This window comes from Novosphingobium sp. (assembly GCF_027486195.1).
Lineage (GTDB): Bacteria > Pseudomonadota > Alphaproteobacteria > Sphingomonadales > Sphingomonadaceae > Novosphingobium.
This window is the reverse complement of sequence record NZ_JAIXPP010000129.1, coordinates 16,644-39,943: the sequence shown is the minus strand read 5'-3', so window position 1 is coordinate 39,943 and position 23,300 is coordinate 16,644. Positions and strand designations below refer to the sequence as shown.

Annotated in this window: 24 protein-coding genes and 1 tRNA gene; 9 read left to right on the top strand and 16 right to left on the bottom strand. The window is 65.9% G+C overall.

The features are described from left to right. The first annotated feature begins 13 nt into the window (after positions 1–13). Entirely contained in the window at positions 14–667 is a 654-nt protein-coding gene (locus tag Q0071_RS22195) for a carbonic anhydrase (RefSeq protein WP_298174751.1), read from the top strand. 75 nt (positions 668–742) lie between these two features. On the opposite strand, the gene Q0071_RS22190 is transcribed toward Q0071_RS22195, so the two are convergent. Further along, positions 743–2,086: a hypothetical protein gene (locus Q0071_RS22190; protein ID WP_298174750.1), complete on the bottom strand. Its 1,344-nt coding sequence runs from the start codon at positions 2,084–2,086 to the stop codon at positions 743–745. 337 nt (positions 2,087–2,423) lie between these two features. Between Q0071_RS22190 and gyrA the strand changes: the two genes are divergently transcribed. After that, positions 2,424–5,147, top strand: coding sequence for a DNA gyrase subunit A (gene gyrA, locus Q0071_RS22185; RefSeq protein ID WP_298174749.1), 2,724 nt, complete (start codon positions 2,424–2,426; stop codon positions 5,145–5,147). Further along, positions 5,144–5,497: a DUF952 domain-containing protein gene (locus Q0071_RS22180; protein ID WP_298174748.1), complete on the top strand. Its 354-nt coding sequence runs from the start codon at positions 5,144–5,146 to the stop codon at positions 5,495–5,497. Before gyrA ends, Q0071_RS22180 begins: the two co-directional genes overlap by 4 nt. Positions 5,498–5,604: 107 nt before the next feature. Here Q0071_RS22180 and Q0071_RS22175 read toward each other — a convergent pair whose 3' ends face one another. After that, complete coding sequence (locus Q0071_RS22175; protein ID WP_298174747.1) at positions 5,605–6,258, bottom strand: lysoplasmalogenase; 654 nt, start codon at positions 6,256–6,258, stop codon at positions 5,605–5,607. Between the two features lie 70 nt (positions 6,259–6,328). Between Q0071_RS22175 and trmFO the strand changes: the two genes are divergently transcribed. Next, entirely contained in the window at positions 6,329–7,699 is a 1,371-nt protein-coding gene (trmFO, locus tag Q0071_RS22170; RefSeq protein ID WP_298174746.1) for a methylenetetrahydrofolate--tRNA-(uracil(54)-C(5))-methyltransferase (FADH(2)-oxidizing) TrmFO, read from the top strand. Between the two features lie 300 nt (positions 7,700–7,999). On the opposite strand, the gene Q0071_RS22165 is transcribed toward trmFO, so the two are convergent. From Q0071_RS22165 to Q0071_RS22140, 6 genes are all read right to left on the bottom strand, one after another. Beyond that, positions 8,000–8,464, bottom strand: a complete 465-nt coding sequence (locus Q0071_RS22165) for a hypothetical protein (RefSeq protein ID WP_298174745.1) — start codon at positions 8,462–8,464, stop codon at positions 8,000–8,002. 86 nt (positions 8,465–8,550) lie between these two features. Then, positions 8,551–9,147 carry a hypothetical protein gene (locus tag Q0071_RS22160; RefSeq protein WP_298174744.1) on the bottom strand — a complete coding sequence of 199 codons (597 nt, stop codon included), beginning with the start codon at positions 9,145–9,147 and terminating at the stop codon, positions 8,551–8,553. A gap of 4 nt (positions 9,148–9,151) precedes the next feature. After that, positions 9,152–10,510, bottom strand: a complete 1,359-nt coding sequence (locus Q0071_RS22155; protein WP_298174743.1) for a pyruvate dehydrogenase complex E1 component subunit beta — start codon at positions 10,508–10,510, stop codon at positions 9,152–9,154. A 1-nt stretch (position 10,511) separates the two neighbouring features. Further along, the gene (gene pdhA / locus Q0071_RS22150; RefSeq protein WP_298174742.1) at positions 10,512–11,648 is read right to left on the bottom strand and encodes a pyruvate dehydrogenase (acetyl-transferring) E1 component subunit alpha; all 1,137 of its coding nucleotides are present in this window, start codon (positions 11,646–11,648) and stop codon (positions 10,512–10,514) included. Between the two features lie 224 nt (positions 11,649–11,872). Next, a tRNA-Arg gene (locus tag Q0071_RS22145) sits at positions 11,873–11,949 on the bottom strand. 43 nt (positions 11,950–11,992) lie between these two features. After that, positions 11,993–12,436 carry a (deoxy)nucleoside triphosphate pyrophosphohydrolase gene (locus Q0071_RS22140; RefSeq protein WP_298174741.1) on the bottom strand — a complete coding sequence of 148 codons (444 nt, stop codon included), beginning with the start codon at positions 12,434–12,436 and terminating at the stop codon, positions 11,993–11,995. A gap of 63 nt (positions 12,437–12,499) precedes the next feature. Between Q0071_RS22140 and Q0071_RS22135 the strand changes: the two genes are divergently transcribed. From Q0071_RS22135 to Q0071_RS22125, 3 genes are all read left to right on the top strand, one after another. Further along, positions 12,500–12,676 carry a Flp family type IVb pilin gene (locus Q0071_RS22135; protein WP_298174740.1) on the top strand — a complete coding sequence of 59 codons (177 nt, stop codon included), beginning with the start codon at positions 12,500–12,502 and terminating at the stop codon, positions 12,674–12,676. Positions 12,677–12,889: 213 nt separating this feature from the next. After that, positions 12,890–13,078: a Flp family type IVb pilin gene (locus Q0071_RS22130; protein ID WP_298174739.1), complete on the top strand. Its 189-nt coding sequence runs from the start codon at positions 12,890–12,892 to the stop codon at positions 13,076–13,078. A gap of 313 nt (positions 13,079–13,391) precedes the next feature. After that, the gene (locus tag Q0071_RS22125; RefSeq protein WP_298174738.1) at positions 13,392–13,580 is read left to right on the top strand and encodes a Flp family type IVb pilin; all 189 of its coding nucleotides are present in this window, start codon (positions 13,392–13,394) and stop codon (positions 13,578–13,580) included. Positions 13,581–13,652: 72 nt separating this feature from the next. Here the strand turns inward: Q0071_RS22125 and Q0071_RS22120 are convergent, their stop codons facing one another. From Q0071_RS22120 to Q0071_RS22100, 5 genes are all read right to left on the bottom strand, one after another. Next, complete coding sequence (locus tag Q0071_RS22120; RefSeq protein WP_298174737.1) at positions 13,653–15,128, bottom strand: M48 family metalloprotease; 1,476 nt, start codon at positions 15,126–15,128, stop codon at positions 13,653–13,655. A gap of 126 nt (positions 15,129–15,254) precedes the next feature. Then, positions 15,255–16,199 (bottom strand): acetyl-CoA carboxylase carboxyltransferase subunit alpha, encoded by a 945-nt coding sequence (locus tag Q0071_RS22115; protein ID WP_298174736.1) that lies wholly within the window; start codon positions 16,197–16,199, stop codon positions 15,255–15,257. 10 nt (positions 16,200–16,209) lie between these two features. Then, a complete protein-coding gene (locus tag Q0071_RS22110) occupies positions 16,210–17,160 on the bottom strand; it encodes a tyrosine recombinase (RefSeq protein ID WP_298174735.1) in 951 nt (316 codons plus the stop codon). 6 nt (positions 17,161–17,166) lie between these two features. After that, a complete protein-coding gene (locus Q0071_RS22105) occupies positions 17,167–19,062 on the bottom strand; it encodes a hypothetical protein (protein WP_298174734.1) in 1,896 nt (631 codons plus the stop codon). Then, complete coding sequence (locus tag Q0071_RS22100; RefSeq protein WP_298174732.1) at positions 19,059–19,199, bottom strand: hypothetical protein; 141 nt, start codon at positions 19,197–19,199, stop codon at positions 19,059–19,061. The genes Q0071_RS22105 and Q0071_RS22100 overlap by 4 nt, the downstream gene beginning before the upstream one ends. A 116-nt stretch (positions 19,200–19,315) precedes the next feature. Between Q0071_RS22100 and Q0071_RS22095 the strand changes: the two genes are divergently transcribed. After that, positions 19,316–19,897, top strand: a complete 582-nt coding sequence (locus Q0071_RS22095) for a shikimate kinase (protein ID WP_298174730.1) — start codon at positions 19,316–19,318, stop codon at positions 19,895–19,897. Then, positions 19,888–20,997, top strand: a complete 1,110-nt coding sequence (gene aroB / locus Q0071_RS22090; protein WP_298174728.1) for a 3-dehydroquinate synthase — start codon at positions 19,888–19,890, stop codon at positions 20,995–20,997. Before Q0071_RS22095 ends, aroB begins: the two co-directional genes overlap by 10 nt. Positions 20,998–21,052: 55 nt before the next feature. Here aroB and Q0071_RS22085 read toward each other — a convergent pair whose 3' ends face one another. The 3 genes from Q0071_RS22085 to Q0071_RS22075 all read right to left on the bottom strand — a co-directional run bounded on the left by Q0071_RS22085 (position 21,053) and on the right by Q0071_RS22075 (position 23,268). Continuing rightward, entirely contained in the window at positions 21,053–21,424 is a 372-nt protein-coding gene (locus tag Q0071_RS22085; protein ID WP_298174727.1) for a tRNA-binding protein, read from the bottom strand. Beyond that, complete coding sequence (locus Q0071_RS22080) at positions 21,424–22,206, bottom strand: enoyl-CoA hydratase-related protein (RefSeq protein ID WP_298174725.1); 783 nt, start codon at positions 22,204–22,206, stop codon at positions 21,424–21,426. The genes Q0071_RS22085 and Q0071_RS22080 overlap by 1 nt, the downstream gene beginning before the upstream one ends. 96 nt (positions 22,207–22,302) lie before the next feature. Next, positions 22,303–23,268 (bottom strand): glucokinase, encoded by a 966-nt coding sequence (locus Q0071_RS22075; protein WP_298174723.1) that lies wholly within the window; start codon positions 23,266–23,268, stop codon positions 22,303–22,305. Positions 23,269–23,300 lie beyond the last annotated feature (32 nt).

Below are 23,300 nucleotides of genomic sequence, written 5' to 3'. Positions count from 1 at the left end.
CAACAGGTCCAATATGGCCAAACCCTTCTCTCCCGAGCTTGATCATCTGATCGAAGGCTATCGCCGCTTCCGCACGACTGGCTGGACCCCGCGCCTTGAGCGCTGGCACCAGCTGCGCGAAGGGCAGGAACCGCCGGTGATGGTTATTGCCTGTTCGGACAGCCGGGTGGACCCGGCGCAGATCTTCGATACCGACCCCGGCGAGATGTTCGTGGTGCGCAATGTCGCCGCACTGGTGCCGCCATTCGAGACGTCACCCGGCTACCACGGCGTATCCGCCGCGCTCGAATTTGCGGTGCAGGTGCTGAAGGTGCGCAAGATCGTCGTGCTCGGCCACGGCATGTGCGGCGGCTGCCGCGCAGCGCTCACGCAGGAGCTGGAAGGCACCGAGCCGGGCGAAGGCGGTTTCATCAACGACTGGATCGGCCTGCTGAGGCCCGCACGCGATGCGGTGATCCACGCCCATGGCACCAGCGGCCGCCCGGCGGAGCGCGCGATGGAGCAGGCGGGCGTCAAGGTCAGCCTTGCCAATCTGCGGACCTTCCCTTGCGTGCGCCGCAAGGAAGCCGCCGGGGAACTGCGCCTGCGCGGGGCGTTCTTCGCGATTTCCGACGGAGTGCTTCACGTACTCGACGAGGATTCGGGCGAGTTCCTCGAAGCGAAGTGAGCGGCGCCCTCGCCACAAAAAAGGGCGGCCTTTGCGGGGCCGCCCTTTTCCGTTGGATTTGACCGCCTCAGCCGATCAGGGCTTCGACTTCTGGTCTGCGAGAACCGAGAACAGCCGTGCGAGCGGGGCGCGCACGCCGCCGACCTTGGCAAAGCTGGCCTTCGCCGCATCGAACTTGTCCTGATCGAGCTGTGCGATGCCGAGGCGAGTCTCTGCGCGGTCCATGTCGAAGGCTCCGCCCTTGGTGAGCGCGAGCTGATAGAGCTCCTCTGCCTTGGCGGGGTTGTCATATGACAGGTAGGCATCGGCCGTGGCGACCGCGAGCTTGCCATCGGCGGCAGCGCGGGCGTCCTTTTCGAGACCGACGAGCGAAGCCTTGTCCGCCGCGATGCGGCCCTTGGCCTGCGAGAGCGAGTCGCTGACGAACACGTCGCTGACATCGAGCGCCTTCTTCGAAAGGCCGAGTTCGATGACTTTCACCGTTTCACCGGGCAGACGGCGCGGGTCGGCCGCCTGGACGTATTCGATGAATTCACGCGCGACGAACTGCTTGTCGTTGTCGAGCGCGCCGCTGCGGAGGAACAGGCGGCCCAGATCGAGCGATTCTTCCTTGCCGAAGCCGCCGAATTCGCGCGCAAGCTGGCCAGCGCCGAGCCAGTTGAGCGATGTGGGCTGCGCGGCGACTTCAAGCGTCGACCACTCGATCGCCTGCGGCCCGAGCTTCGCCTTGTAGGCGATGATCTTGGCGCGCGTGTACCAGTTGTCCGGCACGGTGCCGTTCGCCGCCTTGCGCGCATCGTACGCCATCTTGAGCGCTGCGATGCCTTCGGCAGGCTTGCCCAGCTGCGTGTAGGAATCGGCGAGCATCTCGGCTGCCGCGTCTTCCGAAACGTTGCCCTGGATTGCCTTGGTCAGCGGCTCGATCGCGCCCTGATAGTCCTTCGATGCATAGGCGAAGTTGCCCAGATAGAAGTTGAAGGTCGGGATCTTGTCAGCTTCCAGCAGGCCGCTGTCGATCATGTTCTTGACGCCGCGCGAACGCATCGCCGTATCCTCGAGGAAACCGCCGAGCTGCACCGCGAACTGGCCGGCGGCAAGCTTGTCCTGGCCCGTCTTGGCGGCTGCTTCGGCCTTGGCGACCGCTTCCGCGGCACCACCGAGCGTCGCCTTGATCTGCGCATCGGGCGTGCCCTTGGCCTTGGCGGCCTGCGCATCCTGCACCAGCTTCTGCACCGGGCCGGCTACGGCGATGAATTCCTTGGAATAAGTGCCACCCTTGGGGGCTTCCTTTTCCTTCGCGATGGCAGGCGCAGCGCCGAGCAGGACGCCGCCTGCAGCCATAACCGCCATGGGGCCGGTCGAAAGCGCTACTGCCAGCGCAGCGCGAGCCGCCACGAATTTCATTGCATTACCCCGCATCACTTCATCTCCTCCTGGCCCACGACGGCAGACCGGACCGGTCCCCTGATCGTTCGTGCCCCGGGCCGTATCCCAAAACATCGGCAGAATGGGCATGTCTCTCACTCCGTCCGCGCGAACCTCTGGCGCGAAATCGCCGCCTTGGCAACGCCTTGCTGCAATGGAACCCACCGGGTGAACCCGGATTGAATACCAATTCGTCTCATTGTTCAGGAATAGCGCGGACAGGTGCTCGCATATGTGGATAAGGCGGCCTGAACCGGGCCGTTTTCTGGTGTTTGGCGGGGCTTTGGCCTAGTGCCAACGACATCCCTGAACAGAAGCGAAAAAGCCCAACGTGAGCGATGACACTGGCCTGATCGACCCGCCCGCCCCGCTGCCGGACCACGAGTTCCAGCGGATCGACATCGTCGATGAAATGAAGACGAGCTACCTAGATTACGCGATGAGCGTGATCGTGAGCCGCGCGTTGCCCGATGTGCGCGATGGCCTGAAGCCCGTCCACCGCCGCATCCTGTGGACGAGCCACGAGAACGGGTTCACCTCGACCAAGGCCTATCGCAAGTCCGCGCGTATCGTCGGCGATTGCATGGGCAAGTACCACCCGCATGGCGACAGCGCGATCTACGACGCGCTCGCGCGCATGACGCAGGACTGGTCGATGCGCCTGCCGCTGATCGACGGTCAGGGCAACTTCGGCTCGATGGATCCCGATCCGCCGGCCTCGATGCGCTACACCGAGGCGCGGCTCGCCAAGGTGGCCGATGCGCTGATGGCGGATATCGACAAGGATACGGTCGATTTCCAGCCCAACTACGATGGTTCGGAGAACGAGCCGCAGGTGCTGCCGGCGCGGTTCCCCAACCTGCTGGTCAACGGCGCGGGCGGCATCGCGGTCGGCATGGCGACCAATATTCCGCCGCACAACCTTGGCGAAGTGATCAATGGCTGCCTCGCCTATATGGCGAACCCGGCGATCACCATCGACGAACTGATCCAGATCATTCCGGCGCCCGATTTCCCGACTGCGCCGCTGATCCTGGGCACGAGTGGTGCGCGCAAGGCCTATCACGAAGGGCGCGGCTCGATCGTGATGCGCGCGCGGCACGAGATCGAGGACACCAAGGGCGGACGGGGCGAAGGACGCAAGTCGATCGTGCTCACCTCGATCCCTTATCAGGTGGGCAAGAACGGCCTGGTCGAGAAGATCGCCGAAGCCGCCAAGGACAAGCGGATCGAGGGCATCTCGGACATCCGCGACGAATCGAACCGCGAAGGCGTGCGCGTGGTCATCGACCTCAAGCGCGATGCAACGCCCGAAGTCGTGCTCAACCAGCTTTGGCGCAACACGCCCGCGCAATCGAACTTCCCGGCAAACATGCTGGCGATTCGCGGTGGACGGCCTGAAATCCTCACGCTGCGCGACATTATCGAGGCCTTCGTCCAGTTCCGCGAGGAGGTGATCCAGCGCCGCACCAAGTTCGAGCTGAACAAGGCGCGCGACCGGGCCCATATCCTGCTCGGCCTCGTCGTCGCGGTCTCGAACCTCGATGAAGTTGTGCGGATCATCCGCGCCTCGGCCAATCCGGCGCTGGCGCGCGAGACGCTGATGGCGCGCGAATGGCCGATCGGAGAGATCGCGCCCTATATCCGCCTGGTCGAGGCGATCGAAGATGAAGCGCTGGAAGGCGAAGGCGGGAGCTACCGCCTGAGCGAAACACAGGTCCGCGCGATCCTCGATCTGCGGCTCCACCGCCTCACCGCGCTGGGCCGCGACGAGATCGGCGCCGAGCTCGAAGTGCTCTCGAAGGCGATTGCCGAGTACCTCGCGATCCTTGCAGACCGCGAGAAGCTCTATGCCGTGATGCGCGAGGAACTCGTCGCGGTGCGCGATGCCTACGCGACGCCGCGCCGCTGCCAGATCACCGCGCCCGCCGACGGGATCGAGGACGAGGACCTGATCGAGCGCGAGGACATGGTCGTCACGATCACCCTCGACGGCTACATCAAGCGCACTCCGCTCTCCACCTTCCGCGCGCAGAACCGGGGCGGCAAGGGCCGCAGCGGCATGGCGACCAAGGAAGAGGATGCGGTGGCGACGATGTTCGTCACCTCGACCCACACGCCGGTGCTGTTCTTCTCGACCGCGGGCAAGGTCTATCGCCTCAAGGTCTGGCGCCTGCCCGAAGGTGGGCCGACGACGCGCGGGCGGCCGATGGTCAATCTGCTCCCCGCGCTGGACGCAGGCGAGACGATTGCGACCGTCCTGCCGCTGCCCGAGGACGAGGCGGAATGGGGCAAACTCTCGGTCGTGTTCGCGACAGCAAAGGGCAATGTGCGCCGCAATGCCATGGATGCCTTCGCCAACATCCCCTCGAACGGCAAGTTCGCGATGCGCTTCGAGGAAGGCGACGACGACCGGCTGATTGGCGTCGCGCTGCTCGAAGCAAGCGACGACGTGCTGCTGGCGACGCGCAGCGGCAAGGCCATCCGCTTTGCGGGCGACGAAGTGCGCGAGTTCACGAGCCGCACGTCTACCGGTGTGCGCGGCATGACGCTCAAGGGCGATGACGAGGTGATCTCGCTTTCGATCCTGCACCGCGTGGGCACGAGCGCCGAGGAGCGCGAGGAATACGTCCGCTTTGCCCCGTGGAAGGGTGAGAAGGAGGGCGAGCCTTCGCTGACGGCCGAGCGCATGGCCGAATTGCAGGCGCGCGAGCAGTTCATCCTGACGGTTTGCGCCAATGGCTACGGCAAGCTCTCCTCGGCCTACGAGTACCGGCGGACGGGCCGCGGCGGCCAGGGCATCACCAATATCGACAACATCGCGCGCAACGGGCCGGTCGTGGCGAGCTTCCCGGCGAGCCAGGCGGACCAGCTCATGCTGGTGACCGATCAGGCCAAGCTGATCCGGCTGCCGCTGGATACGCTCCGCGTGATCGGGCGCGGCTCGGCGGGTGTGCGGCTGTTCAATGTTTCGGGCGGCGAAAGCGTGGTCAGCGCAGTGCGGTTGGCTGAGGAAGAGGGCGAAGCCGAGGCTGAGCCTGAGGCCGAAGCATGAGCGAGCTGCCGCAAGTTGCCTTCAAGGTTCTGACCGCGGCGCAGATGGAGCTGCTGGAACATGACGGCGTGTTTGCAGGCGCTCCGATCGATCTGGCGGATGGCTACATCCACCTTTCAACCGCAGATCAGGTGACCGAGACGGTGGACAAGCACTTTGCCGGGCAGACGGACTTGCATATCGCGGCGGTCGATCTGGCGGTTCTGGGCGATGCGGTGAAGTGGGAGCCCTCGCGCGGGGGGCAGCTGTTTCCGCACATCTACGCGGCGCTCTCGCTCAATGCCGTGTTGGCCTATGGGCCGCTGGAGCGCGATGCCGACGGGGCGGTGCGGCTGCCGGTGGCGGGTTAGGGAAGAGCCCTCACCCCAATCTTCGTCATTCCCGCGAAGGCGGGAAATCAAGGATACGAACGCAGCATATGCCGCTCTTGATTCCCGCCTGCGCGTGAATGACGAAGCTAGAGCGCGGTGAAATCGCCCTGTGCGCGCAGCGCGCCGATTACGCCCACGGTGATGAGGAACTGCCCGAAATAGTAAAGCGGCCAGACCAGCAGGTGCGGCACGGCGCTTTCTGCCAGTGGGCCCATGCGCGCAAAGATCAGCAAATCCGACAGCGCGAACATCGCAGCGCCCAGCGCGACGCGCAGGCGCGGAAAGTCGCTGGCGAAAGCGGCAGCTGTCATGCCGCCGAGGCCCAGGGCGTAGAACGCGACTTCCGGGCGGCCCGTCAGTGCAAGGCTGGCAACGGGAATGGCGAGAAGCACGGTGGCTGCCACGACCTTGTCGCCCTGCCTCATGCTGCGGCGATGCTTGAGGTACAGCGTGATCGCGGCCATGTGGCCCAGCAGGAACGCCAGAGCGCCACCGGTGAAGCTCACTTCCAGCACCATGTCGCCCAACGCACCGAGGGCCATGACGAGCGCGATGCGGTGCGCGTCCGGAACCGGGTGATGGCGCCACGCGTATACGGCGAGCAGGCTGACGCCCGCACCCTTCCACAGGATCAGGTAGAGGCCGGGAATCCAGCTTCCTGCCACGAACCAGTAGCTGATGCCCGCGATCACGCTGGCGAGCAGCCAGGGCCGTTGTTCGATCAAGGCGCGCTGCGGCATGGTCCCCCTTCCCTTCCGGGCTCCTCCCTAGGGCTTGCCGCGCGGGGGACGCAATGCCAATGCGCGTGTCATGACGCATCAGGTTCACATCATCGGCGGCGGCATGGCCGGAAGCGAAGCCGCGTGGCAGCTCGCGCGGCGGGGCATCCGCGTGCGGCTCTCGGAGATGCGCGGCGGCGGCGATACGACGGCGGCGCACAATTCCGATGGGCTGGCGGAGCTGGTCTGCTCCAATTCGTTCCGTTCGGACGATGACGAGAAAAACGCGGTCGGCCTGCTGCACTACGAGATGCGGCAATGTGACAGCCTGCTGATGGCGGCAGCGGCCAAGGCGCGGGTGCCGGCAGGCTCGGCGCTGGCGGTGGACCGCGAAGTGTTCTCGGCGGAAGTCGAGGCCATGCTGCGCGCGCAACCGACATTGGAGATCGTGCGCGAGCGGGTCGATGTACTACCTTCGGACGGCCTCACCATCGTGGCGACGGGGCCGCTGACGGCCCCTGCCCTCGCCTCCAGCATTGGCGCGGCTACCGGCGCGGAGAGCCTTGCCTTCTTCGATGCGATTGCACCGATCGTCTACCGCGAGTCGATCAATATGGACGTCGCGTGGATGGCCTCGCGCTGGGACAAGGGCGCGGAAGCCAGCCTTGCGATGGGCGGCGATGGGCGGGACTACATCAATTGCCCGATGACCCGGCCCCAGTACGAGGCGTTTCGCGAGGAATTGCTCGCTGGCGAGAAGACCGAGTTCAAGGAATGGGAGGCCAATACCCCCTATTTCGACGGCTGCATGCCCATTGAGGTCATGGCCGCGCGCGGGGTGGAAACATTGCGCTTCGGGCCGATGAAGCCGGTGGGGCTCGATAATCCGCACTGGGCGACGGCAGAGCATCCCAGCGGGCGTTGGCCTTATGCCGTGGTACAGCTCCGGCAGGACAACAAGCTCGGCACCCTGTGGAACATGGTGGGCTTCCAGACGAAGCTCAAGCATGCCGAACAAGTGCGCGTGTTCCGCACGATCCCGGGGCTGGAGCAGGCCGAGTTTGCTCGGCTCGGCGGACTGCACCGCAATACCTTCCTCAATTCGCCGACTTTGCTCGACCGCCAGTTGCGGCTGAAATCGGCAGCCCATATTCGCTTTGCCGGGCAGATCACCGGGTGCGAGGGCTATGTCGAGAGCGGCGCCGTGGGTCTGCTGGCAGGGCTGATGACGGCGGCCGAGATTGCCGGACGAGAGTGGACTGCCCCGCCGCGCACCTCGGCGCTGGGCGCGCTGCTTTCCCATATCACCGGCGATGCCGAGGCCGAGACGTATCAGCCGATGAACGTGAACTTCGGGCTGTTTCCACCGCCGGATCCCGAAACGAAGAAGAAGCAGCGCAAGGAAGCCTATACCGCGCGGGCGAAGGCCGATCTGGCAGGGTGGGTGCCCAAGGAGGTTTAGAAGGGTTTCGCGCAGGGACGCGGAGGAAAAAGAGGGCGCAAAGACGTTGTGCCAGACAAGATGACATCACTCGGTATCGTCGGCCCGGACTTGATCCGGGCCGTGGCTTTCTCTTTGGCGCCGCGCCAGAAGAACTGCCCAACCCTGTGTCAAGCACGGGGTGACGGAAAGTGATAAGCGTAAGGTCATTTGTGCCTGGTACTGTTTGGAATTCCGCGAACGCGGCCGCTTTCCTGCCTGCTTGTCTTTCTCTCTGCGATCTCTGCTTCCTCTGCGTCTCTGCGCGAAACCCCTTCTTTTTCAGCACTTGCAGGCGGGCTTCTTCGGTTTCTTCGGCTTGGTCGTCGCGAATTCCTCGCGGCTGAGGCTACCATCCCCGTTCTTGTCCGCACCCTTGAAGCGGTTGTCGGTGGCGACTGACCATTCGTCGAAGGTCAACAGGTTGTTGCCATCGACATCGAGCTTTCGGAAATCCTTGATTCGTGGACTGACCATTTCGGTGCGGGTGATCTTGCCGTCGCGGTTCTTGTCGAGCCGGTCGAAGCGCTTCGCCTCGCGGCTTTGCTCGCTGGCTTCGGGGAGGCCGGGACCGACCGCATCGCCTGCATCGGAATCGGGAAGTTCCTCATCCGCCGCAGCGGCGGAGGCGAGCGCGAGGTGGCTGGGGGCGGCGGGCGGCGTAACAGCGGCGCGGCCCTGCCACCAGAAAAGGCCCGAGGCCACGAGCAACAGCGGGCCAAGCGCGCCTATGAGCATTCGGTTCATGCCGGGCCCTCCCAAGGAACAGAGCCCAGGATAGGCGGCATGACGCGCCAGCGGCAGAGGCAAGCCCTGCCATTTTGGTTAGAGTTTCAGCGCCCGAATAAACCGAGACGGAGGATCGCGAGGAAATCGCGCAAGGGGCCACCGGGGCGCCCCGTCGCTTCGCGCAGGGCCATGCCGCGCAGAATCACCAGCGGGCGCAGTGGCCCGGGCAGGATCGGCGCGGACGTGCTTTCCGGTTCAAGGCCCAGCCATTCGGCAGCGGCGCGGCGGACCGCATCGTCCGGACGCACGCCGCTTAGCCGCGCGAGTGCGCAAACCGCCTCGATCCGCGCCTTGCCGAGCTCCGCGCCGCCATCTTCGCCGACGATCCGGGCTTCCCAGCCATCGACGAGCGCGCGGAGCGCCGGGCGCTCGCTGTCCCACGCGTGGAGGAGTGCCAGCAGCGGTTCGCCCAGCGGCCACGCATTGGCCGGCTGCTCGAACCGGTCACGCCACCAGGCCAGGCGCAGCTGGATCATCAGCGGATCACGGCCTTCCCGCGCGGCATCGGCAAGCCGCCAGTCGAGCAGGAGAAAGCCTTCCCACAGCGCCTGAAGGCGGCGCGGCGCGTAGAGCACCGCGAGCCGCTCAGGAGGGCTGAGCTCGATCTCGGCCCCACCGCTTGGACTGCGAGCAGGCTCCATCAGATCAGCGGTAGCAGACCTTCTTGACCGCCGCGATCACCCGCGCGGTATCGACCAGCGCAAGCTTTTCGAGGTTGGCGGCGTAAGGCAGCGGCACGTCTTCGTTGCAGACGCGCAGGACCGGAGCGTCGAGGTGGTCAAAGCCCTCTTCCATCACGATGCTGATGATTTCCGAAGCAATCGAGCAAACCGGGAAGCCTTCCTCGACCACGACCATGCGGTTGGTGCGCGCCAGGCTTTCGAGCACGGCCGCCTTGTCGAGCGGGCGCAGCGTCCGCAAATCGAGCACTTCGGCCTCGATGCCTTCGGCGGCGAGCTTCTCGGCAGCGTCGAGCGCAAGGGCAACGCCGATCGAGTAGGTCACGATGGTGACATCGCGGCCCGCGCGCATGGTGCGCGCCTTGCCGATGGGGACGGTGTAATCATCCAGCTGCGGCACATCGAAAGCGCGGCCATAGACCAGCTCGTTTTCGAGGAAGACGACCGGATCGGGGCTGCGGATGGCGGACTTGAGCAGGCCCTTGGCATCCGCCGCGTCATAGGGCGCGATGACGATCAGGCCGGGGACCGAGGCGTACCACGGCGCATAGTTCTGGCTGTGCTGCGCGCCGACGCGGGCAGCGGCGCCGTTGGGGCCGCGGAACACGATGGGGCAGCGCATCTGGCCGCCGGACATGTAGTTGGTCTTGGCTGCCGAATTGATGATGTGATCGATCGCCTGCATGGCGAAGTTGAACGTCATGAATTCGATGATCGGGCGCAGACCGCCCATGGCAGCGCCCGTGCCGATACCGGCAAAGCCATACTCGGTGATCGGCGTATCGATCACGCGGCGGGGGCCGAATTCCTCGAGCAGGCCCTGCGTGACCTTGTAGGCGCCCTGGTATTCGGCGACTTCCTCGCCCATCACGAAGACGCGGTCGTCGGCGCGCATTTCCTCGGCCATCGCATCGCGCAAGGCTTCGCGGACTGTGGTTGAGGTCATGGCGGTCCCGGCGGGGACTGCGGCGACGGGAGCCGGAGCAGCGACTCGCGCTGGCGGCGGCGGCGGTGCGGCCACGACCGGCGCAGGGGCCGGAGCCGGGGCTGGCGCCGAAGCGGGTGCGGGCGCAGCCGGTTCGTCATCGCCGGTAATCGTGGCAATCACGGTGCCGACCTTCACGCCTTCGGTGCCTTCGGCCACCATGAGCGCGCCGATCACGCCTTCATCGACCGCTTCGAATTCCATCGTCGCCTTGTCGGTCTCAATCTCGGCGAGAATGTCGCCGGACTTCACCGTGTCACCGGGCTTTACCAGCCATTTGGCGAGGGTGCCTTCCTCCATCGTCGGGGAAAGCGCGGGCATCTTGAGATCAATCGCCATGTCAGTAGGTCCCCACCAGCACGTCGGTATAGAGTTCGGCGGGCGCCGGTTCGGGCGAGCTTTCGGCAAAATCGGCAGCTTCGGCGACGATCTGGCGGATCTTCTTGTCGATGGCCTTGATCGCGTCCTCGGTCACGCCGCGGCGCAGCAAGTCCTGCTTGGCGCCCTCGATCGGATCGTGGTGGTCGCGCATCTCCTGCACTTCCTCGCGGCTGCGGTACTTCGCCGGGTCCGACATCGAGTGACCGCGATAGCGATAGGTGTTGAGCTCCATCAGCACCGGCCCATTGCCACCACGGACATATTCGAGCGCAACTTCGGCAGCGGCGCGCACTTCGAGCACGTCCATGCCGTTGACGTCCATGCCGGGGATGCGGAAACCGGTGCCGCGGCGGTGGAAGTGCGTTTCAGCCGAGCCGCGCTTGACCGCGGTGCCCATGGCATAGCCGTTGTTTTCAACGACGAAGACGATGGGAAACTGCCACAGGGCGGCCATGTTGAAGGTTTCGTAGACCTGGCCCTGGTTGGCCGCGCCATCGCCGAAATAGGCCATGCAGACGCCGCCATCGCCGCGATACTTGTGCGCAAAGGCAAGGCCCGCGCCGAGCGGCACCTGCGCGCCGACGATGCCATGTCCGCCGTAGAACTTGTGGTCGGTCGAGAACATGTGCATCGAGCCGCCCTTGCCCCGGCTGATGCCCGCGCCGCGCCCGGTAAGTTCGGCCATGATCACCTTGGGATCGATGCCGTAGGCCAGCATGTGGCCGTGATCGCGGTAGCCGGTGATAACGCTGTCGTGGCCCTCTTTCAGCGCCGACTGCAGGCCGACGGCCACCGCTTCCTGCCCGATATAGAGGTGGCAGAAGCCGCCGATGAGGCCGAGGCCATAGAGTTGGCCGGCCTTTTCCTCGAAGCGGCGAATCAGCACCATCTGTTCGTAGAAGTGGAGCAGTTCCTCATCGCTCGCGTCGAAGCGCTTGTTGTTGGCGTGGGCCTGCTGGAGGCTGCGCAGCGCGAAGGTGGCTTCATCTTCGGGCGCAATGGCCGGAGGGACTGGGCTTGCCGCAGCGAGAGCGGCTTTGGGCGCAGCCGGCGACTTTGTCGCTTTGGTTACGCGCGGCTTGGCGGACTGGGCCAATGCGGTGGTTCCTTGTCTGGCAGCCTGGGGAGGGCACATGTCATGGCAGCAGCCCGTCCAAGGGGAGCGCCACAAGCGCCGCTATAGGACCAAGTGCCTGAAATCCGCAACGGGCAAGGCTTGGCGCCGCCGCTTTCGTATACCTATTCGAGCGGTATTCCGACGCAGCCCCGCGCACGGCATGGTTGCTGCAAAGCCGCGCGAAATCCAGCGATTTAGGGAAATGGTGCACCCGGAGCGATTCGAACGCCCGACCCTCAGATTCGTAGTCTGATGCTCTATCCAGCTGAGCTACGGGTGCGTGGAAGCGCGCCTCTATAGCCGCCTCCCGGGCTTGGCAACCCCTAATGACGGTTTTTTAGGTGGCGCTGCAATGCGGCAGCCAGCGGCACGTCGAGCGGCGGCATGGAAAGTGCAGATATCGCCTCGGCATTCAGCCATTGCAGCTCGGCACCCGCCTCGGGCACAGGCACGCCTTCCCAGCATCGGCAGGTGTAAAGCAGGAGCACCAGCGGCCGGGTGCCCTCCTGTTCGGAATTCGCGGCGAACGTCAGCGGCGCCAGATCGGCGACATCGATAGTGATCGACAATTCCTCCGCGATCTCCCGCACGAGGGCGGAGGCAGGCCCCTCACCCGGCTCCACCTTGCCACCGGGAAACTCCCACAAGCCGCCATGTGCGCGGCCTTCGGGCCGCCGCTGCATCAGCACCCGGTCCGCGCCATCAAGCAGGGCCAGAGCAACGACGATCAACAATGTCGGGTTCGCTGCCAAGGCCGGGGATTCCATTTATGCTTTGTTAGCCTTGCCTCCCCTAGAATATACCTAGACGCGGACAGGGGTAACCGATTGATGTTGGACTTTGTCCGTAAGCCACTGGTGGACAACACGGGTGCCACTGCCGTCGAGTATGGCCTGCTCATCGGTGTGATCGCAATGACGATGTTTTTCGGCATGAGCGCCTTCGTGAATTCGCTTTTCACGATGTACAACACGATCGACGCCAATCTCACCAAAGCCAAGAAATAGCCCCGCTTGCGCCGCACATCGCTGCGCATCTGGACCACCTTTCCGGACACGCCGCAGATCGCAGCGGGATTGTTCCCAGCAATAGCTAAGGCGTCTTTACGTTTTGTCAGGGAATGCCGGATATTTTGACACCTGCAATTTCGTGCGGCCGGGGGGTCGTAAGAGCGAAAGAGCACGTCGGCAGCGCAAGTTGCCAGGTGGAGGACCATTCGCATGACACTTTTCAAGAAGCTTATTCAAGATGAAGAAGCTGCCACAGCCATCGAATATGGCCTGATTGCTGCGCTGATCGCGGTTGCCGCGATCACGGCCATGGGCGCTCTGGGCAACTCGCTCTCGAACACCTTCACGCAGGTTTCGACCAAGCTTAACAACGCGCAGGACGGCAAGGGTCCGTTCTAACCGCGCGCGGTTTTCGGATTTGGCAATGAAGTCGGGGGTGTGGTTATCCACGCCCCCTTCTTCGCTTGTCGGAGCGGGTTATCTTCCGTGTTGGGAATGCCGGATTACTTTACAGTGTATGCAGCGCATGGCGGGCCGCATGCGGGAGACGGCGCGCGTCCGCCGCAACCTGGCCAAGCAAAGGGTTTTCGGTCCCTTAAGCATTTGTCAGCACCTCCTCGGTAATCTTGCCTAGTCTGGTCATTAGCCGGTGGTCGGTGAAGCGGGTTCAGACGAACAGATTGTCGTACTGCCTGCTGGAGCACTTCTCGCCATGACCCTTTTCCGCAATCTCATGTCCGACCAGAGCGGCGCTACCGCCATCGAATATGGCCTGATTGCCGCGCTTGTCGCCACGGGGGCCGTGGTCGCCATGGGCGCACTAGGCAATTCGCTTTCGAACACTTTCACGCAGGTCTCGACCAAGCTGAACAATGCGCAGGACGGCAAGGGCCCGTTCTAAGCGCAGGCTTCCGCCTTCAAGATTGCAAAAGGGCGGGCGTGGCTGACCACGCCCGCCCTTTTGCGCGCGGGATCAATAGACGATCAGCTTGACCCGTGCTCCGGGGACAAGCGGGCTTGCCGCATCGAGCGCGTTGAGGACCAGAAACCGGTCCAGTTGCCGATCATCGTAGGCCATCCGGCGGGCCAGCGATTGCACCGTATCGCCCTTCTTCACGGTCACCACCGTGAGCCGCCGCGCGCGCACTGCGCCCGCCTCGCCAATGGTGATCCGCCGCATCGAGGAAAACATCGGGTCGAACGCGCCGGCCTGCCCGGCCGCGCTGATCGTGGTGAAGTGGAACGCCTGGCCCGGCCCCCATGCATAAGCGAACACAACGACGTCACGCGCGCCCTCGCCGGTGTTGACGCGGGTCATGCCATAGGCCGCCGGGATGCCGTTGACTGTGGTTGTGCGAACCTCGTCCGGCGCGATGCGCTGCTGGTCTGAAAGGCCCGCAAAGACCGCACGGACATAGGCATCGAGGTTGCCCGAGTAGGGCGCCGTGGACATCTCGCCCTTCCCCGATTGGCCGCTGATCGCAACCGAACGGGTGCCGTTGACGAGGTAGAAGCCCTGCGGCGCCTGGAAGCTCATGCGGAAACCGGGATGGAGGAACTTGCGCCCATCGACCACGCCCTGCTTGGGATCATCGCCATACGTGATGCCCTCGACGCGGGTGAGGAAGAGATCGCGATTGGTCGTGCCGCGCGCATTAGTCCCGGCCAGCGCCAGCGCTGCCTTGACGCGCGAGGCGGGATCGGGGTGGGTGCTCGCCCATTCCGGCACCTTGTCGGTGGTGCCGGTGAGCTGGGCATCGAGCGCCGTCTGCTGGGCGAGGCTGCGCAGCACCGAACTCATCGCGCGCGGATCATACCCGGCGCGTTTGAGGTAGGTGACGCCAAGTGCATCTGCCTCGCTTTCCTGCCCGCGCGAATAGCGCAGGGTGAGGAGCTGGCTGCCGGTGGAGAAAATCTTCTGCCCGAGCTGGCCGAGCGCCGAATTGCCCAGCACCGCGCCAGCAAGGACCGAGCCGAGCACCCCGAGGATGCTGTTGCGCGTCGCGGCACTTTCGCGCTTCTGCGAATGTCGGGCAGCGACATGGCCGACTTCGTGGCCGAGCACGCCGGCAAGCTCCGCCTCGTTGTTCATCAGTGCGACGAGCTGGCGCGTGACGTAGACGTAGCCGCCGGGGATGGCGAAGGCATTATTGACGGGCGAATTGAGCAGCGTGACGGTAAAATCGCTGCGCGCATTGCCGAGGCCGGACTGGAACGCGATCGTCTTGCCCACGCCTTCGACATAGGTCGCCTGCGGCCCCGTCAAGGCACCGCCGAATTCGGCGAGCAGCTGCGGATGGGCCTTGGCACCTTGCGTCTTGTCCGCCGCGCTGATCGTGGCGACAGTGCCTTGCGCGTCTGCACGCGAAATCGGCACGGCAGGCCCTGCGAGCACGAGGCCGCCAGCCCCGGCAGCCAGCAGGAACGCGCGAAACGGGCGAATGGTCATAGTCTCTCCCCTGTGCCTGCGGTGCGCGCGACCCAAGGCCCGGCACCATCAGTAGCATGACGCCAGTCTAGCCATGCCAATGGCGGCAAGACCAGAGGCATTTGCTTTGGGAAGGTTCGGCTGCCCTCAGGCGCCGATGAGCAGGAACCGCTCGGCGCGCAGGGCGCGCAGCGTATCGGCCGGTTTGCCCGCGAGCGCGGCAAGTTCATCGGCAATCGCCTTGCCGAGCGCGAGCGCGGCGGCGGTGCCATCGCGGTGCGCGCCGCCGACGGGCTCTGGCACGATCCGGTCGATCACGCCAAGTGCGAGGAGATCTTGCGCGGTTATCCGCATGGCCTCTGCGGCCTCGGGTGCCTTTTCGGCGGTGCGCCAGAGGATCGACGCGCAGCCTTCGGGCGAGATCACAGAATAGACCGCGTGTTCGAACATGAGCACGCGTTCTGCGCTGGCGAGCGCGACCGCGCCGCCCGAGCCGCCCTCACCCACGATCGCGGCAACCATCGGTACGCCCAGCGCAAGGCAGGCCTCGGTGCTGCGGGCGATGGCTTCGGCCTGACCGCGCTCTTCCGCCTCGACGCCCGGGAATGCGCCCGAAGTATCGACCAGCGTGACGACCGGGAGACCGTAGCGGCTCGCCATTTCCATCAGGCGCACCGCCTTGCGGTAGCCTTCGGGCTTGCCCATGCCAAAGTTGTGGCGGATGCGGCTCTGCGTATCGTGGCCCTTTTCGTGGCCAATCAGCATGACCGCGCGGCCTTCGAGCGTGGCGAAACCGCCGACGATGGCGTGATCCTCGCCAAACTTGCGGTCACCGCCCAAGGGCATGAAATCGGTGAAGGCCTTGCTCACGTAGTCACGGAAATGGGGCCGCGAGGGGTGGCGGGCGACCTGCGTCTTCTGCCACGGCGTCAGCGAGCGGTAGGTGCTGGCGAGCAGCTCGCCAGACTTGGCTTCGAGCCGGCGGATTTCGGACGCGATATCGAGCGCGCCGGTCTGCGCCGTTTCGCGCAGCTCGGCAATGCGCGCTTCGAGCGCGGCGATCGGCTTTTCGAATTCGAGATAGGAAATCATCCGCGCCGCGCTAAGGCTGGCTGGCCGCCGGGTCAACCTTTTGCGCCGGGTTTTGCGCCGCCGCACCCATTCCTGGGCCAAGCGGATGGCGGCTGTTGACCAGTGCGACGAGCCTTGCGGCATCGACATGGGTGTAGATCTGCGTCGTCGCGATATCGGCATGGCCGAGCAGGGTCTGCAGCACGCGCAGGTCCGCGCCGCCTTCAAGGAGATGCGTGGCGAAGGCGTGACGCAAGACATGCGGGCTGACCTTTTCCGGATCGAGCCCGGCCCTGAGCGCCAGATCGCGCAGGAGCTGGAACAGGCGCACCCGCGAGAGGTGGCCCCCACCTTGAACCTTGGCGCGCGGGCTGGGAAAGACCCAGCGCCCACCCTTTGGGCGCAGCGCCAGCCAGCGAGTGAGCGCGGCAGCCGCTCGCGCGCTGACCGGGACCATGCGCTGCTGGCCGCCCTTGCCGGTGATCATCAGGAACGGCGCGTCGCGTGGGACTGCGGCCAAAGGCAGCGAGACAAGTTCGGTGGCGCGCAGGCCCGAGCCATAGAGCAGTTCGAGGAGGGCAAGCATGCGGGCGCCCTCCCCGGCTTCCGCCTCGCTCTCCGCGAGGGTGAACAGCGCGGCGATCTCGCCGTGCCCGAGCAGACGCGGCAGCGGGCGGCGGATGCGGGGGCGCGGGAGCGCGGCGGAGGGATCATCACTGCGCAGGCCCTCGTCCGCAAGGAAGCCGTAGAACTGGCGCAGCGCCGAAGCTTTGCGTGCTAGGCTGGAGGGCGCGAGATCGCGCCAGGCTTCGGCAAGGCCGGCGATGGCCTCGCTGTCAGCGATCACGAGATCGCCGATCTCCTCGCGCGCCGCCCTCAGGTCCCGCCCATAGGCGGCGAGCGTGTTGGCGGCGGCGCCGCGTTCGGAGGCGAGCATCGCGAGGAAGGCCTCGATCGGATCGCGCGAGGGTTCCGCCGCCATCGCGCGTCAGACCCGCGCCACGGCCTCCGCCGCGATCATCCGCGCCTCACCCTCCAGCCCGGCGCGGCGCAGCGCGGCGACGATGTGGTAGAGATGCAGCGGGGTCATCTTGTCCCACCCGCTGCCCTGCATGCCGAATCCGGCGAGCAGGGCCACCAGCACGGGGTTTTCCGAGGCGGCGGCGGCATCGATTGCGCGGGTCCAGCGCGTCTCGCGCGCAAGGTCGAGCTTCAGATCATCGGCCACGCGGCGCGCGGTGGCGGGATCGACCCGGCCAAGGCCCATCAACCCGGCAAGCAGGAAGCGCGAGCGCAAGCCGCCGGTGCTGGTATCGCCCGATTGGAACGTACCCAGCGTATCGGCACCGATCGCGGCGGACTTGGCGGGCGCGGCCAGCGCGATGAGGCCCCAGGCCTCGCTGCCGACGGGGACCATGCTGGCCCAGCGCGCCGCATTGCGATCGAGCCCGGCGGTAAGCATCGAGGCGATGAGGCCCTTGGCATCACTGGAAAGATTGGCATCGGGCGTGATACGCGCGGCGGCATAGGCGGTGAGGACGAGGCGCGAATAGGCGCGGTCCGGATCGCTGGCATCGCCCCAGAGATTGCGGATGGCCGAGAGCCGGTCTGCCACGTCGGCTGCGAGATAGGCGCTGCGCAGCGTATCGGCGAGCGGCCCCCAGGTGCGGTCGGGCTCGTCCAGCGCGTGGATCTCGCTATAGAGATCGACCATGGCGGCGGACGACAGGATGCCGCGTTCGGCGGCGATATCGGCGGCTTCGGCGCGGGCGGTGAGCGGGAGCATCGGCGCGCGCACCGCAAGGACGGCATAGGCCGCGCCCGCCTGCTTGCGCAGCGCTTCGGGCGGTTCGAGGCCGGTGGCGAGCGCGAGGCCAGTGCGCCAGGGCGTGAGACTGTCCACCCCGGCCCATTCGATCTTCACCGCGCGGTGGCCCTGGCTGGCCGCGCCGGCAAACTTCTGGGTGAGCAGGATGTCGATCTTGGGCGCGGTGCCCTTGCGCATGGCGTTGTCGAGCACGGCAAGCGCAGGCGCGCCCTCTCCGCCGGTGAAGGCGGTGCAGATCGCGCGGGTCAGCGTCCAGTCCCAGCCCGGCCGGCCGGCGGCGGTGAGCGCGGTGATCGGGCAGAGGCCGACCGGATCGGCGGTAGCAAGGAAGCTCCCCATCGCCGCATCCTCGAGCGTGCGGGTGTAGAACCCGCTATCGACTTCCTGCACCATGGCGCGCGCGGCATCGGCTTCGCCCATGCGCAGCAGCACTTGCGCGCGCAGCGCCGCCCAGTCTGCACCGTTCATGCCGACGGGCGTATCGAGCCGGCTCGCGAGCGCGCGGCGGAGCATGATGTGGCCCCAGCGTGAGACGAGATCGCCGCGCATGCTCGTCAGCAGTCCGGCGACGAACGGGCCGTTCAGATAGTGGCTCGAGACGGCGGGGAAGCCGCCATCCGCCTGATCGAAGAAGCCCACGCGCGAAAGGCTGCGCTGCGCATGCGGGGGAATGTCCGCGCGCGGCTTGGCGCTGGCGACCAGTTGGTCGATCAAGGCCGGATCGATGTCGCCTATTCCATTGGCGGCAGCAACCGGCGCGGCGGCTGCCGGTGCGGGGTTGCCGGGGAGCGGCTGAACCGTCGGTACGGAAACGGCCTGAGCGGTGGGCGAAGATGCCGGGCGCTGCACGTTGACGACAGCCGGTGCGCCACTGCGCGTCGGTGTGGGAGCATTGGCAGCCGGGCGCGGCGGGGTCTGCGGTTTGCGCACTGGCGCGGCGGGCTTGTCATCGAATCCCGGCGGAAGCAGCGATTCCTGCGCGGTGACGGCTATTGCCGAAAGCGCGCCGATGGCCGCGCAGGTCAGGGCAACAAGGCGAACGCGGCGACGGCTCACGGAGCGGCCTGTGCGCTCGGCGCCGCAACGGGCGTCTCGATCCAGCGCGTCGGCTGCGTATCCCCCATGAACCATGCCAATGCCAATATCGCCACCACCATCAAGAGGCCGCACAATGCCAGAATTCGAGCCTTCACCAAACACGCTCCTGCGGCCGCTGACCTTGCCCGCCTTCGGGGCGTTGCCGCAGCTCTTGCACAACACCTGCTCAACCCTTGCACTCGCCCCTAGCGCAACTATAGGCGGCGCGGCAATGGAGCACGAAGACCCCGCCTTCTCAACCGCCGCGGTCCAGCGGCTGGCCGCCCGTATCGATCGGCCGATCGTGCTGGTCGGCATGATGGGCGTGGGCAAGACAACGGTGGGTCGCAGGCTTGCCGCGATGCTGGGCGTGCCCTTCTGCGATGCCGACGAGGAAATTGAGAAGGCGGCGCATATGTCGATCCCTGAGATTTTCGCGCAGTTCGGCGAACCCTATTTCCGCAGCGGAGAGCGCCGGGTGATCGCAAGGTTGGTGGGCGAGGACGGCGTGCCGGTGCGCCGCGTGCTGGCGACGGGCGGCGGCGCCTTTGTCGATCCCGAAACGCGCGCGCTGATCCTGCGGCGAGCGATTGCGGTCTGGCTCGACAGCGATCTCGATACGCTGGTCATGCGGGTGGGGCGCAAGGGCAACCGCCCGCTGCTGAAGAACGGCAATCCGCGCGAGATTCTGGCAAAGCTCAAGGCCGAGCGCGGCCCCACCTATGCCGAAGCGCCGATCCATGTGAAGAGCGGCAACCAGCCCCATCAGGCGACCGCGCTCACCATCCTGAAGGCAATCGACGCATGGCTGTGATACCCGTCAACATCGCCGGCGCGCCTTACGAGGTGCGGATCGAGACTGGGCTGCTGGCGGCTGCCGGCCAGCATTGCCGCCCGTTCATTCGCGGCGGCAAGGTGGCGGTGGTGACCGACGAGCGCGTGGCGGCCGCCTGGCGCGAGACGGTTGCGGGTTCGCTTCTGGCGGCAGGCATTGCGAGTGAATGGCTTGTGCTCCCCGCTGGCGAGACGACGAAGAGCTGGGAACACCTTGCCCGCACGGCTGACTGGCTGCTCGAGCAGGGCGTGGAGCGCAAGGACAGCGTGATCGCGCTGGGCGGCGGGGTTATCGGCGACCTGACGGGCTTTGCCGCCTCGATGGTCAAGCGCGGATGCGGGTTCATCCAGATGCCGACGACCCTGCTGGCGCAAGTCGATTCGAGCGTGGGCGGCAAGACCGCGATCAATACATCGGCGGGCAAGAACCTGGTCGGCGCGTTCCATCAGCCGGTGCTGGTGCTGGCCGATCCGCTGGCGCTCGATACACTGCCGCCGCGTGAGACGCGGGCGGGCTATGCCGAGGTGGTCAAGTACGGCCTGATCGACGATGCCGCGTTTTTCCACTGGTGCGAGGCTCATGGCCCTGCGCTGCTGGCGGGTGATGCCAAGGCGCGCGAGCATGCCATTGCCACGAGCGTGGCGGCAAAGGCGCGGATCGTGGCGGCGGATGAGAAGGAAACGCTGGGCGTCCGGGCGCTGCTCAATCTGGGGCATACCTTCGGACATGCGCTGGAAGCCGAAACGGGCTTTTCGGACCGGCTGCTCCACGGTGAGGGCGTGGCGCTCGGCATGGTGCTGGCGGCGCGCTACTCGGCGCGGATCGGGCTGATGGGCGGGCAGGATGCCGAGCGCGTCGCGGCCCATATCGGCGCGGCGGGGCTGCCAGCTTCGCTTGGGACGCTGGGCCTCAGCTGCGACGGCGCGCGGCTCAAGGCGCATATGCTGCACGACAAGAAGATGGACGCGGGCACCCTGCCCTTCCTGCTGATGCGCGGGATCGGACAGACGTTTCTGGCCAAGGACGTCGATCTGGCGGACGTCGCCGCGTTCCTCGATGCGGAACTCGCGCGGGGGTAGAGTTTCAACACCCCACAACCTCCGTTCGGCACGAACGGGACCGGCGGCAGATTACCTAGAAAAGCCGCGCGCCGTTGGGCACCTTGCCGTCCGGTGCGAAAAGCACAACGCGGCCTTCCCCGTCGGGAAAACCGACTGTCAGCACTTCGGACATCATCTTGCCGATCTGGCGCGGCGGGAAATTGACGACAGCCGCAACCTGCCGCCCGACCAGTTCCTCGGGCGAATAGAGCGCGGCGATCTGCGCGCTCGAACGCTTGACTCCGATGCCCTCCCCGAAGTCGATCGCCAGCTTGAGGCTGGGCTTGCGCGCTTCGGGGTAGGGCTCGGCACTCACGATCGTGCCCACGCGGATATCGACCTTGAGGAAATCGTCAAAGCCGATGAGGTCTGCCGCCGGGGCTGATGGATCGTGTTCGAGATGCATTATCGACCTTTGAATTCTGCTTTGCGCTTTTCGAGGAAGGCGCGGATGCCTTCCTTGGAATCTTCGCTGTCACCCGCCTTCCACTGGCCTTCCGCCTCGATCAGCAGTGCGGCGGGGAGATCGGTTTCAAGCGCGCGCGCCACATTCTGGCGCATCACGCCGAGGGCCACGGTCGGCCCGTTGGCGAGCCGGTCCGCCAGCGCCATGGCTTCGTCGTCCAGCGCGGCATCGTCGACCGCCTTGTAGATCATGCCCCATTCCTCGGCCTTTTCGGCGCCGACGCGTTCGCCGAGCATCATCATCTGCAGCGCTCGCGACTTGCCGATCAGGCGCGGCAGGACCCAGCTGGCACCGCCATCGGGCACGAGGCCGATGTTGACGAAAGCCTGGAGGAAATAGGCGCTTTTCGCCGCAAGCACGAAATCGCCCATCAGTGCGATCGAGCAGCCGACGCCGGCGGCGGGGCCGTTGACCGCGGTGACCAGCGGAACGCCGAGGCGCGAGAGCTTGGCGATCATCGGGTTGTAGTGCTCGGTCAGCGCCTTGTAGCTGCCCGCGCCGCCCGCAACGCTGCGCTTGCCGGTGGCGGCAAGATCGGCTCCGGAACAGAAGGCCCGGCCCTCGCCCGTGATAACAACCGCGCGCGCGCCTTCGAGATCATAGAGCGCGTCGCCGATTTCGACGGCCATGTTGGGCGGGCAGGCATTGAGCCGCTCGGGCCGGTTGAGCACGATGCGGCGGACAAGGCCGACATTTTCGACGCGGATCGTTTCGTAGGACATCGCTCTTTCCCTTAATCGTTCGGTTAAGAGAATGGCTAAGCCAGCCTTGCCAGCTTGGCAAGCGGGTTCAGCCTGTCCTCATAAAAGCGCCAAGGTTCACGAATGAGCCTGTGCAAAGGCCGCTGCCGCCCCGAACAGGCCCGGCTGCGGGTGTGTGATCAGCTTGACCGGCATGGCCGCCATCAAGCCCTCGAAGCGGCCCTTGGCGCTGAAGCGTTCGGCAAAACCGGAACGCACGAGCGTATCCTTGATCCTGAGTCCAAGCCCGCCCGCCATGACGAGCGCGCTGGCGCCGTGCGCGAGCGCGAGATCGCCCGCGACGCTGCCGAGCGAGAGGCAGAACCGGTCGACCGCAGCGGCGGCAAGGCTGTCATCGCCGCTGGTGCCCATCGCCCAGAGCTCCTTGTCGCTCAATGAGGTGATCGCCCGGCCCTCGATGCTGGCGAGCGTTTCGTAGATATCGACGATGCCGGGGCCTGCCACGACACGTTCGGCCGAGACGCGGCGGTGCCGCCCGCGCAGACGTGCAAGTATGGCGTCCTCGATCTTGTCGAGCGGGGCAAAGTCGATGTGGCCTCCCTCGGTGGGCTGGACATGGTAGGAGCCGCGCTGGCGCCAGAGCTGCGCGACGCCGAGCCCGGTTCCGGGGCCGACAATGCTGATCGTTCCTTCCTCCGGCAGCGGCACATCGGGGCCGCAAAGATGGATGAAATGGGCTTCATCCGCCTGCGCCACGGCATGCGCGACAGCTGCGAAGTCGTTAACGACGACAGAGTCCGGCGCGCCCAGCTTTTCGGGGATCAGCGCAGGACGGATGATCCAGGGGTTGTTGGTGAAGCGGATCAGTTCGCCCCCCACCGGCCCCGCGACCGCGATGGCCACGGCGGGCGGCAGGGTGCCGCCGGAGAGGCGCGCGAATTCTTCCCATGCGAGCTGGAAACTGGGGTGATCGGCAGTCTTCAGCGTGACCGCTTCACCCAGCGAGACGACACGCCCGGCCTCGACTTCGGCCATCGCAAAGCGGGCGTGCGTTCCGCCGATATCGACCGCGACCAGTTGCATGTCCCACTCCCCCTAGTGTGTGCGCTGCTCTG